5 protein-coding genes, 1 tRNA gene and 1 rRNA gene are annotated in these 12053 nt (G+C 69.1%); 1 reads left to right on the forward strand and 6 read right to left on the reverse strand.

Going from position 1 to position 12053, the window contains the following annotated elements; all coding sequences use genetic code 11:
* The 3 genes from C1J00_RS27540 to C1J00_RS27550 form a co-directional block, all read right to left on the reverse strand.
* A partial coding sequence (locus tag C1J00_RS27540) for a DNA translocase FtsK 4TM domain-containing protein (RefSeq protein ID WP_180989720.1) occupies positions 1 to 1241 on the reverse strand: 1241 nt, incomplete at its 3' end.
* Between the two features lie 127 nt (positions 1242 to 1368).
* A complete protein-coding gene (locus tag C1J00_RS27545; RefSeq protein ID WP_030853408.1) occupies positions 1369 to 2049 on the reverse strand; it encodes a response regulator in 681 nt (226 codons plus the stop codon).
* 307 nt (positions 2050 to 2356) lie between these two features.
* Positions 2357 to 7819, reverse strand: a complete 5463-nt coding sequence (locus C1J00_RS27550; RefSeq protein WP_102911718.1) for a HAMP domain-containing protein — start codon at positions 7817 to 7819, stop codon at positions 2357 to 2359.
* 381 nt (positions 7820 to 8200) lie between these two features.
* On the opposite strand from C1J00_RS27550, the gene C1J00_RS27560 reads away from it, so the two are divergent.
* Positions 8201 to 10954 carry a SpoIIE family protein phosphatase gene (locus C1J00_RS27560; RefSeq protein WP_102911719.1) on the forward strand — a complete coding sequence of 918 codons (2754 nt, stop codon included), beginning with the start codon at positions 8201 to 8203 and terminating at the stop codon, positions 10952 to 10954.
* A 45-nt stretch (positions 10955 to 10999) separates the two neighbouring features.
* On the opposite strand, the gene C1J00_RS27565 is transcribed toward C1J00_RS27560, so the two are convergent.
* The 3 genes from C1J00_RS27565 to rrf all read right to left on the reverse strand — a co-directional run bounded on the left by C1J00_RS27565 (position 11000) and on the right by rrf (position 12043).
* Positions 11000 to 11075 (reverse strand) — tRNA-Thr (locus tag C1J00_RS27565).
* A 74-nt stretch (positions 11076 to 11149) separates the two neighbouring features.
* Entirely contained in the window at positions 11150 to 11812 is a 663-nt protein-coding gene (locus C1J00_RS27570) for a DegT/DnrJ/EryC1/StrS family aminotransferase (protein ID WP_102911720.1), read from the reverse strand.
* A gap of 114 nt (positions 11813 to 11926) precedes the next feature.
* Positions 11927 to 12043, reverse strand: a 5S ribosomal RNA gene (gene rrf, locus C1J00_RS27575).
* Between the last annotated feature and the right edge of the window lie 10 nt (positions 12044 to 12053).

Consider the following 12053-nt stretch of genomic DNA (forward strand, 5'->3'; position numbering starts at 1 on the left):
GGCGGGGACTTGGTGAGGTCGCGGACGCCCGCCTTCGGCTTCTGCGGCTCGGGCTCTTCCTGTTCGGACGTGTCCTGCTTGAGCTTGTCCTGCTTGGTTTTGTCCAGCTGGGGGCGGGCGGCCGGGACGGGCGTCGGTGTGGTCGCCTCCTGGTCCCCCACCCGTACGCCCTGGGTGAGGTCGGCGACGATCGGCGAGGGGGGCATGCCGTGCAGCACGGCCCCGTCGAGCGCGGCGGCGGCCGCCGCGGCGATGTCCACGGCGTCCCGGGGCCGGTCCATGTCGGGCTGCGGCACCGCAGAGCGGCGGGGGCGGCCACGGCGCCGGGAGAGCGCCTCCTGCTCGGCACCGTCCGGGTCGTACGCCGCCGGCGCAGGCGCGCGCCTGCCGCGCGGGCGCGCGGGCAGCGCCTCGCGCCACTGCTCGTCGTAGCGCTCGTCGTCCTCGGCGAAGGCGAACTCGTCCTCGGCCGGGTCGCGGAGGATGCCGAGACGCACCCCGAGCTGCCGCAGCCGCTGCGGAATGGCGTTGACCGGGGTGGCCGTGACGACGAGCAGCCCGAAGACGGTCAGCAGCACCAGCAGCGGCACGGCGAGCACGTCCCCCATGGCGTACGACAACGGGGTCGCCATGGCCCAGCCGATGAGACCGCCGGCGTCCCTTATGGCCTGCATGCCGTCGCCGCGCGCGGGTGAGCCGCATGCGATGTGGACCTGGCCGAGGACGCCGATGACGAGCGCGGACAGGCCGATGACGATGCGTCCGTTGGCCTCGGGCTGCTCCGGGTGACGGATGAACCGCACGGCGATGACGGCGAGGAGTATCGGCACGAGCAGGTCGAGCCGGCCGAAGGCGCCGGTCACCAGGATCTCGACGAGGTCGCCCACAGGGCCCTTGAGGTCGGCCCAGGTGCCCGCGGCGACGATCAGCGCAATGCCGAGCAGCAGCAGGGCGACGCCGTCCTTGCGATGGGCCGGGTCGAGGTTCTTCGCACCCTGCCCTATGCCGCGGAACACGGCACCGACGGCGTGTGCCACACCGAGCCACACGGCGCGCACGAGCCGGTAGATGCCGCCGGTGGGACTGGGGGCCGGTTTGGGCGCGACCTTCTTGGCCGCGGCCTTCCGGGCGGGCGCCTTCTTCGCGGGAGCCTTCTTGGCGGCGGCCTTCTTCGCCGGAGCCTTCGCGGCCGCCTTCTTCACGGGCGGCGGCTTCTTGGCTGCGGAGGGACGTGAGGCCATGGGTGTGAGGTTACCGGGGGAGACGACAGGGGACACGTGTGTCTACCGCTTCACCCGTTCGTGTCGCTCCGGGAGAGGCACCAGACTGACGCGCGGTCACGGGTGGACAATCCCGGCTGCGCACGCGTCAGTTCTGCGAGGACACCGAGGAGGTGCTCCCGGTGCCCGGCTCCAGCGCGTCCAGCGCCCGCCGCAACCCCGTGAGCTTGCGCTCCAAATGAGCCGCCGTGGCCACCGCGGCGGCGTCCGTCGACTCGTCGTTGAGCTGCTTGGTCAGCGCTTCGGCCTGCTCCTCGACGGCCGCGAGCCGTGCGGAGAGCTCCGCGAGCAGCCCGGCCGACTCCTTGGCCTCGCCGCCCGCGTCCTTGCCGTTGCCCTCCAACTGGAGCCGCAGCAACGACGCCTGCTCCCGCAGCTGGCAGTTCTTCATGTACAGCTCGACGAAGACGGAGACCTTCGCGCGCAGCACCCACGGGTCGAACGGCTTGGAGATGTAGTCCACCGCGCCCGCCGCGTAACCCCGGAAGGTGTGGTGCGGGCCGTGATTGATGGCCGTGAGAAAGATGATCGGGATGTCCCGCGTCCGCTCCCGGCGCTTGATGTGCGCGGCCGTCTCGAAGCCGTCCATACCCGGCATCTGGACATCCAGCAGGATGACCGCAAAGTCGTCCGTGAGCAGCGCTTTGAGCGCTTCCTCCCCGGACGATGCCCGCACCAGCGTCTGATCGAGCGCAGAGAGGATCGCCTCCAGCGCCAGCAGATTCTCCGGCCGGTCATCGACCAGGAGGATCTTGGCCTTCTGCACCATGGCCCGCCCTCCTCGCCCCGGCGTGGGGCCTCCCCTGTCCGCAGGACCTGCGGCAGCACCGGTGGGTGCCGCCCCAGGGGACGACTCCCTTGCGCCGCCCGTCCTTGTGCCGGTCATCGTAGCCGCACCCTGCCCATCGCCACACCCTGTCACCGCGATGTCACTGTGCACGTAGCAGAAACGCAGCAGGAGACCAGAAGGTTCCCCGGATCTTGTACTTCTACACGACTATGCGCACACCGAGTCGGCAACTCGGCGTGAACACCGAACCTTCCCGGCATGGTCGCGCAACTGCCCGACGTTCCCCTCATTCCCCTCGCATCCACTGATCCATCACCGCCAGCAGGTGATCGGGGTCGACGGGCTTCGTCACGTAGTCGGAAGCACCCGACTCGATCGCCTTCTCGCGGTCGCCCTTCATCGCCTTCGCGGTCAGCGCGATGATCGGCAGCCCGGCGAACTGCGGCATCCTGCGGATCGCCGTGGTCGTCGCGTACCCGTCCATCTCGGGCATCATGATGTCCATCAGCACGACCGCCACGTCGTCGTGCTGCTCCAGGACCTCGATGCCCTCACGGCCGTTCTCCGCGTACAGCACGGACAGACCGTGCTGTTCCAGCACGCTGGTCAGGGCGAAGACGTTGCGGATGTCGTCGTCCACGATCAGGACCTTCTGGCCACCGAACCGGATGCCGCGGTTCGTCCTCGGCGCCGGTTCCTGCTCGGACGGAGTCCACCGCTCCAGCTGTGCGGGGCGCGGCGGCAGCTCGGGCATCCTGCGGCGGCGCCGGAAGAGGGCGGCCGGTCCGTTCTGCGTCTCGCGGTACGACGTCACCTCGGCGGGCGTCTCGACCTCGACGTCCGACAGCTCGGGCGTCGAGGCAACCAGGTCGCCGGCCTCCAGGACGGGCAGTTGCTGCTGGTAGCCCTGCGGCGGCAGTTCACTGGGGTACAGCGGCAGATACAGCGTGAACGTCGAACCACGGCCGGGCTCGCTCTGCGCGTAAATCTCACCGCCGAGCAACTGCGCGATCTCCCGCGAGATGGACAACCCGAGACCCGTACCGCCGTACTTGCGGCTGGTGGTGCCGTCGGCCTGCTTGAACGCCTCGAAGATCACCCTCATCTTGCTGGACGCGATGCCGATCCCCGTGTCGGTCACGGAGAACGCGATGAGCCCGGCGTCCGCATCGGTCAGCGACCCGGTCTCCAGCAGCTGCTCCCGGATCTTCTGCGGCACGTCGTCCCGCGCCGGCCTGATGACCAGCTCCACCGACCCGGAGTCGGTGAACTTCACCGCGTTCGACAACAGGTTGCGCAGCACCTGCAGCAGCCGCTGCTCGTCGGTGTGCAGGGTCGCCGGCAGCTCCGGCGAGACCCGCACGGACAGGTCCAGGCCCTTCTCCGCGGTCAGCGGCCGGAAGGTGGCCTCCACGTAGTCCACGAGCTGGACGAGCGCGATCCGCGTCGGGGAGACGTCCATCTTGCCCGCCTCGACCTTCGACAGGTCGAGGATGTCGTTGATGAGCTGGAGCAGGTCCGAACCGGCTCCGTGGATCGTCTCGGCGAACTCGACCTGCTTCGGGGACAGGTTCCCCTCGGCGTTGTCGGCGAGCAGCTTGGCCAGGATCAGCAGCGAGTTGAGCGGCGTACGCAGCTCGTGCGACATGTTCGCCAGGAACTCGCTCTTGTAGCGCATCGACACCGCGAGCTGCTCGGCGCGCTCCTCCAGGACCTGCCGCGCCTCCTCGATCTCGGTGTTCTTCACCTCGATGTCACGGTTCTGCTGGGCCAGCAGCTCGGCCTTCTCCTCCAGTTCGGCGTTGGACGCCTGGAGTGCCTTCTGCCGCTGCTCCAACTCTGCCGAACGCTCTCGCAGTTGCTCGGTCAGCTCCTGCGACTGCGCCAGCAGCAGCTCGGTCTTGGTGTTGACGGAGATCGTGTTGACGCTCGTCGCGATCATCTCCGCGATCTGGTTCAGGAAGTCCTTCTGGATCTGCGTGAACGGCGTGAAGGACGCCAGCTCGATGACCCCGAGCACGCTGCCCTCGAACAGCACCGGCAGCACGATCACCTGTGCGGGCGGTGCCTCACCGAGCCCCGAGGAGATCTTCAGATAGCCACTCGGCGCGTTCTCCACGAGGATCGTGCGCTTCTCCTCGGCAGCCGTCCCGACCAGCGCCTCACCGGGCTGGAACGACGTCGGCATGGAGCCCATCGAGTAGCCGTACGAGCCGAGCATGCGCAGCTCGTACTGGTCCTCGTCCGTGGCACTCATGTCCTCACCGTCGACGAGCGGCATCGCCACGAAGAACGCGCCGTGCTGCGCGGAGACCACCGGCGTCAGCTCGCTCATGATCAGCGAGGCGACGTCCTCCAGGTCGCGGCGGCCCTGCATCAACGCGGAGATCCGGGCCAGGTTGCCCTTGAGCCAGTCCTGCTCCTTGTTGGCGATCGTGGTGTCGCGCAGGTTGGCGATCATCTTGTTGATGTAGTCCTGGAGTTCCTGGATCTCCCCGGACGCGTCCACGTCGATCTTCAGGTTCAGGTCGCCGCGGGTCACCGCGGTCGCCACGCGCGCGATGGCACGCACCTGCCGGGTCAGGTTCCCGGCCATCTCGTTCACCGACTCGGTCAGGTCGCGCCAGGTGCCGTCCACGTCACGCACGCGTGCCTGGCCACCGAGCTGCCCTTCCGTGCCCACCTCGCGGGCGACACGGGTGACCTCCTCCGCGAAGGACGACAGCTGGTCGACCATCGTGTTGATGGTCGTCTTCAGCTCCAGGATCTCCCCGCGCGCGTCGATGTCGATCTTCTTCGTCAGGTCACCCTTGGCGATGGCCGTGGTCACCATGGCGATGTTGCGCACCTGGCCGGTGAGGTTGGACGCCATCTGGTTCACGGACTCGGTCAGGTCCTTCCACGTGCCGGCCACACCGGGTACGTGCGCCTGACCGCCCAGGATGCCGTCCGTGCCCACCTCACGGGCCACCTTGGTGACCTGCTCGGCGAACGAACTCAGCGTCTTGACCATCGTGTTGATGGTGTCGGCGAGCTGCGCGACCTCGCCGCGCGCCTCGATGGTCACCTGCCGGGTCAGGTCACCGTTGGCGACCGCCGCCGAGACCTGGGAGATGTTCCGCACCTGAGTGGTGAGGTTCTTCGCCATCAGGTTGACGTTGTCGCTCAGGTCCTTCCAGATGCCCGTGACACCCGGCACGTGCGCCTGGCCGCCGAGGATGCCCTCGGTGCCCACCTCACGGGCCACCCGGGTCACCTGCTCGGCGAAGGACGACAGCTGGTCCACCATCGTGTTGACGGTCGTGACGAGTTCGAGGATCTCGCCCTTGGCGTCGACCGTGATCTTCTTCGACAGATCACCGCGCGCGACGGCGGTCGTGACCTCGGCGATGTTGCGCACCTGGATGGTCAGGTTGTTCGCCATGCCGTTCACGGACTGGGTGAGGTCCTTCCAGGTGCCGGAGACGCCCTGCACCTCGGCCTGACCGCCCAGGATGCCCTCCGTACCCACCTCACGGGCCACACGCGTGACCTCTTCGGCGAACGACGACAGCTGGTCCACCATCGTGTTCAGCGTGTTCTTCAGCTCCAGGATCTCCCCGCGCGCGTCCACGGTGATCTTCTGCGACAGATCACCCCGGGCCACTGCCGTCGCCACCTGGGCGATGTTGCGCACCTGGCCGGTCAGGTTGGACGCCATGCCGTTCACGGAGTCCGTCAGGTCACGCCACACACCGGCCACGCCCGGCACCTGCGCCTGACCGCCCAGCCGGCCGTCCGTACCCACCTCCCGCGCGACCCGGGTCACCTGGTCGGCGAAGGCCGACAGCTGATCGACCATCGTGTTGATGGTGTTCTTGAGCTCCAGGATCTCCCCGCGCGCGTCCACGTCGATCTTCTGCGACAGGTCACCCCGCGCCACTGCCGTCGTCACCTGCGCGATGTTGCGCACCTGGGAAGTGAGGTTCCCCGCCATCGAGTTGACGGAGTCGGTGAGCTCCTTCCACGTGCCGGACACGCCGTCCACCCGGGCCTGACCGCCCAGACGGCCCTCCGTGCCCACGTCCCGGGCCATCCGCGTCACCTGGTCGGCGAAGCTCGACAGCTGGTCGACCATGGTGTTCACGGTGTTCTTCATCTTGAGCATCTCGCCGGAGACGTCGACCGTCACCTTCTGCGAGAGGTCACCGTTGGCCACCGCCGTCGTCACCTGGGCGATGTTCCGCACCTGTCCGGTGAGGTTCCGGAACGCCGTGTTGACGGAGTCCGTCAGGTCCTTCCATGTGCCGGCCACACCGGGCACCTGCGCCTGGCCGCCCAGCTCACCCTCGACACCGATCTCCCGCGCCACACGCGTCACTTCGGCACCGAAGGCGGACAGCTGATCGACCATCGTGTTGACGGTGTTCTTCAGCTCCAGCATCTCGCCGGCCACGTCCACCGTGACCTTCTGCGAGAGGTCGCCATTGGCCACCGCCGTCGTGACGGCGGCGATGTCCCTCACCTGGGTGGTCAGATTCCGGAAGACCGTGTTCACCGAATCGGTGAGGTCCTTCCACGTCCCCGCCGCACCCGGCACGTTCGCCTGACCGCCGAGCTGCCCCTCGGCCCCGACCTCGTTGGCGACGCGCGTGACCTCGTCCGCGAAGATCCGCAGCGTCTCGGTCATCTGGTTGATCGTGTCGGCGAGCTGCGCGACCTCACCGCGCGCCGGCACGGTCACCTTGCGCGACAGGTCACCGTTGGCGACCGCGGTCGTCACCTCCGCGATCCCGCGCACCTGGGCCGTGAGGTTCCCGGCCATGGTGTTCACCGAATCGGTGAGTTCCTTCCACACGCCGGCGACACCAGGCACCTGCGCCTGACCGCCCAGCGCCCCCTCCGTGCCCACCTCACGGGCCACCCGGGTCACCTCGGAGGAGAACGCCGACAACTGGTCCACCATCGTGTTGACGGTGTTCTTCAGCTCCAGCATCTCGCCGGCGACCTGAACCGTCACCTTCCGGGACAGATCACCCTTGGCGACCGCCGTCGTCACCAGCGCGATGTCCCTCACCTGGGCCGTCAGCCGGTACGCCATCGTGTTGACGGAGTCCGTCAGGTCCCGCCATGAACCCGACATGCCCCGCACACGAGCCTGGCCGCCCAGCTTGCCCTCGGTGCCCACCTCACTGGCCACACGCGTGACCTCGTCGGTGAACGTCGACAGCTGGTCGACCAGGTTGTTGACGGTCCGCCCGACCTTCAGGAACTCGCCCCGCAACGGCTGACTGTTCCCGTCCGGCACCTGCGTCCGCAGCTCCATCCGCGGCGACAGATCACCCTCCGCCACCGCCGACAGCACCCGGCCGACCTCGGAAACCGGCCGCACCAAGTCGTCCACCAGGGCGTTCGAGTTGTCGATCGCCGTCGCCCAGGAGCCCTCACAGGCACCCGTCTCCAGCCGCTCGGTGAGCTTGCCCTCGCGGCCGACCATGCGCCGCACCCGCGACAGCTCACCCGTCAGATGCAGATTGCGGTCGGCCACCTCGTTGAAGACCGCCGCGATCTCGGCCATCACGCCGTCCCCGGACACCGTGAGCCGCTTGCGGAAGTTCCCGTCCCGCATCGACACCAGCGCCGCCATCAGCCGGTTCAGGGCCGCCGTGTCCACCTCCGTCGTGCCACTGCGCACCCGGCCCTGGTTGATCGGGGACTGTCCGCCTTTCGCGCGCGCCTTCTTGCCACGCGTCGCTGCGCCAGACTCCACTGTGTCCCTCCCGCAGGGATCGACCGTCACTGCTGTGCTCGGGTACCACGCTCGGCGTACCAGTTACTACTGCGTATTCTCTGCCCTGCATACCAGGCCGCCGCCAGGGGGCTGCTGCCCAAGGTCGGCTTCGGGCACACAGCCTGCCCGTACCTTCACCAGAAGCCTGCCCAGTGTTTCACCCCGGCCGAACCAGGCCATAACAGTTCGGCAGCTTCGCACATCGTCCGCACACCCTCCGGACGGAAACACTGCAGACCGGCATCCGCATGGACCGCGAAGGTAAGTAACCTTGCATCCGGCTGTCCAGCCACGCCGGTCCGTCCGGCCTGGGCGGTGGCACGAAGACGAGCGGGCATCGGAGGGGCGGCCGCACACAACATGACCACCGGACTGATCCCGGGGGGACAGCCCCCCGACCCCCGGCCGACGGGCGCCCTGCCCCAGCAGCGGCGCGAGCCGGCCGGCCACGCAGCCCAGCACGTCGAGAACCGGTCGAGGAGTTCTGTGATCACCGCGCGCGCGGCCGCCAGTTTCGAGCCCGTCGGACGATCGGTCGCGAGCGCCCGCTCCTTCGTCCGCGACACGCTCCAGGGCTGGGGCTTCGCCGACATCATCGACGACGCCGTCGTTCTCACGAGCGAACTGGTGACCAACGCCGTGGTGCACGCCGGCACCTCCGCCGACGTGCTGTGCCTGCGCAGCGACGACGGCGTCCGCATCGAGGTGGCCGACCGCTATCCCGAACGCGAGATCCCCCTCCAGGCGACGGCCGTCAACATGGGCAGCCCCGACCGCGAGGGCGGCCGCGGACTACAGCTGTGCGCGGCCCTCGCCGGCCGCTGGGGTGTGGAGTACATCCCCACCCACAAGACCGTCTGGTTCCAACTGGACCAGCCCGCACGCGTGGTGGGCACCCGGGCGGCCGGCCCGGCTCTCCCCTCCGACCTCCTCCCCCTCGCCGACAGCCGCGTCCGCGTGGCCGTCGTCCAGGTCGACCGCACCGGCCACATCGCCGCCTGGAACGAGGACGCCGAGGAACTCTTCGGCTACCCGGCCGAGCAGGTCACCGGCAAGCCCCTGACCGACCTCGCGGCCTGGCCGCACACCCCCGGCACCAGCACCGGCATCGCGGAGGCCCTCCGGCTCTCCCGCTGGGAGGGCAGCTACGGCGTCCGCACCGTCACCGGCCGCGTCACCCCCGTCTACGCCTCCCACCTGCGCGTCCGCGACACCGGCGGCGAACCGTCAACCGTGTGCCTCCTGGTACGGGACCACGAACGGGCAGTTCTGCAGACCCCGCTGCGCGGCCCGGCCTCCGACACCTCCACCGGCTCCGAGGGCCAGAGCAGCGACCCCTTCGAGGTCTTCATCGGTTCCCCCGCCCCGGACGACCTCGACGGCCTCCTCCAGCGCACCGTCGAACGTGCCCGCGACATGCTCGACGGCGACTCGGCGTTTCTCCTGCTCGCCACGGACGACGAGACGGAACTGGAGGTCCGTGCCTCCACCGGCCTCCCCTCCGCCCGCCAGCGCTTCGCCCGCGTCCCCGTCGAAGCCGGACCCGGCCGCTACGGCTCGGCCCGGATGCCCGCCGTCCACGACGACCTGACCGCGGTCCCCGGCGCGGTACCGCTGCTGAACGGCACGGGCATGCGCTCGGTCGTCACCGTCCCGCTGAAGGTGGAGGGCCGCCTCACCGGCTCCCTCGGCGTCGCCGCGGAAGCCCCCGCCAGATACTCCAACGAGGAGGCTCTGCGCCTCCAGTTCGCCGCCGACCGCATCGCCCTCGCCGTCGAATCGGCGCGGCTGGGCGAACTGGAACGCCTGCGCCGCGGCTCCCTCAGCTTCCTAGTCGAGGCCTCAGACCTGCTGGCCGGCACCCTGGACCGCGACCAGACCCTGGCCCTCATGGCCCAGATGACCGTCCCGACCCTCGCCACCTGGTGCGCCGTCTACACCATCGCCGACCAGGCCTCCGAGCCCTATCTCTCCTACGTCCTGCACGAGGACGAGGAACTCATCGACGGCATCAAGTCCCTGCTGTCGAAGGTCCCCGCGCCCGACCCCGTCCCCACCCCCGGCGCCCGCGTGTGGACGGCGCCCGGCGAGATGGCCCACCAGGCGGCGCTGCGCAGCTCCATGCGCAGCCTCGGCCTCAGCGGCAGCCCGACCCGTCAGGTCACACCCGGCATCGGCCCCACCCTCGCGACCGCGTCCGCCGTGGGCGGCGAGACCGTGGTCCTCCCGCTGGTCGCCCGCAATCGCGTCATCGGCATGCTGACCCTCGGCAAGCCCACCGACGAACACTTCCGCCAGGAGATCCTGGAACTCGCCGAGGACCTCTCCCGCCGGGCCGCCCTGGCCCTGGACAACGCCCGCCTCTACTCGGAGCGCACGGCGATCAGCCAGTCCCTCCAGCGCAGCCTCCTGCCTCCGGAGCTCCCCGAGATCGCCGGCGTCGAGGTCGAGGTCATCTACCGCGCCGCCGGCGAGGGCAACGAGGTCGGCGGCGACTTCTACGACGTCTTCCCCATCCGGGACGGCGCGTACGGCTTCGCCATCGGCGACGTCTGCGGTACGGGCCCGAACGCGGCAGCGGTCACCGGCCTGGCCCGCCACGCCCTGCGCCTCCTGGCCCGCGAGGGGCTCAGCGGTCCGGCGGTCCTGGAGCGGCTGAACTCCGCGATCCTCGACGAAGGCGCCCGCAGCCGCTTCCTCACCCTCCTCTACGGGGAGATGCGCCCCCAGGAGGACGGCAGCGCGGAACTGAAGGTGGTCTGCGCCGGCCACCCGCTCCCCCTGCGACTGCGCCAGGACGGCTCGGTCGAACCGGCCGCGGAGCCCCAGCCCCTCCTCGGGGTCATCGAGGACCTGGAGCTCTACGAGCAGACCATCACCCTCGACCCGGGCGATGTCCTCCTGTGCGTCACGGACGGCGTCACCGAACGCCGTGAGGGCGCCCGCATGCTCGGCGACGACGGCCTCGCCGATGTCCTCACGACCTGCACGGGCCTCACGGCCGGCGCGGTGGCGGCCCGCATCATGCGCGCGGTGGAACGCTTCGCGTCGGACGCCCCTTCGGACGACATGGCGATCCTGGCGATGCGTGTCCCCGGGATCCACAAGGACTAGGGAAACGCAGAAAGGCCCCACCCGTGAGGGTGGGGCCTTTCTTGCTGGAGCCCCCAAGCGGAATCGAACCGCTGACCTTCTCCTTACCATGGAGACGCTCTACCGACTGAGCTATAGGGGCCTGTTGCTTTGCGAGGTCTCCCCCGCGGCAACGGAATAGATCCTACCCCGAACAGGCCTGTGCTCCCAACCACGTCAGAAGGCGGGCTGAAGAAGCCCTCCGAGGGCGTTGCAGGCCGACACGGTCCGATGCATGTCCCGCTTGGTCAGGGACGCGTCCACGGGCAGCGCGAGAGTGTCGTCGGAGGCCCGCTCGGTCTCCGGCAGTGCAACACAGCGACGGAATGCGGGCAGCCTGTGCACGGGCGTCTTCACCGGAACGCAGCACTCGATTCCCCTGGCCCGCAAGGCCCGCGCGAAGGCGTCCCGATCGGGCCGTCCATTGCCCGGAACCCGCACGACGTACTGCTGATAGGTGTGCCCGTCACCGTCGTCCGGCGTCCGCACACCCCTCAACTTGGCGTCTAGATAAGCCGCGCGCTCCCTGCGCTGGGCCATCTCGTCGTACGGCGCCTCCGACTCCCCTTGTTCCAGCACCAGCAGTCCGTGCCGCTGCCCGAGGGCGTGCAGCGCAGCGATGTCGGCGAGCCGGCCGAAGCGGTGTACGACGACCACGGCCGCGGTTCGCGAGGTGACCGCTGCTTCCACAGCAGCGGCGTCGAGACAGTAGGTGGCGGGGTCTATGTCGGCGAACACCGGCAGAGCCCCGGCCATGGTCACGGCCTCGGCGACCTCGACGTTCCCGAAGGCCGGCACGACGACCTCGTCACCGAGTCCGACACCGGCGGCCCTGAGCATTGCAGCAGTACCCATGCTGTGCATGCTGGTTGGGCAACGTGAACTTCAAGTAACGCGCAACAAAAAAGGGTTGGACCCGGAACCGAAGTTCCGGGTCCAACCCTTTCAATGATTGTTCGGCGGCGTCCTACTCTCCCACAGGGTCCCCCCTGCAGTACCATCGGCGCTGTAAGGCTTAGCTTCCGGGTTCGGAATGTAACCGGGCGTTTCCCCTACGCTATAACCACCGAAACACTATGAA

This window comes from Streptomyces cahuitamycinicus, from assembly GCF_002891435.1.
Taxonomy (GTDB): domain Bacteria; phylum Actinomycetota; class Actinomycetes; order Streptomycetales; family Streptomycetaceae; genus Streptomyces; species Streptomyces cahuitamycinicus.

Bases quoted from the DNA above. Each gene is read 5' to 3' on its own strand.
- C1J00_RS27560 (WP_102911719.1), top strand. From the start codon at position 8,201: ATGACCACCGGACTGATCCCGGGGGGACAGCCCCCCGACCCCCGGCCG.
- C1J00_RS27545 (WP_030853408.1), bottom strand. From the start codon at position 2,049: ATGGTGCAGAAGGCCAAGATCCTCCTGGTCGATGACCGGCCGGAGAAT.
- C1J00_RS27570 (WP_102911720.1), bottom strand. From the start codon at position 11,812: ATGCTCAGGGCCGCCGGTGTCGGACTCGGTGACGAGGTCGTCGTGCCG.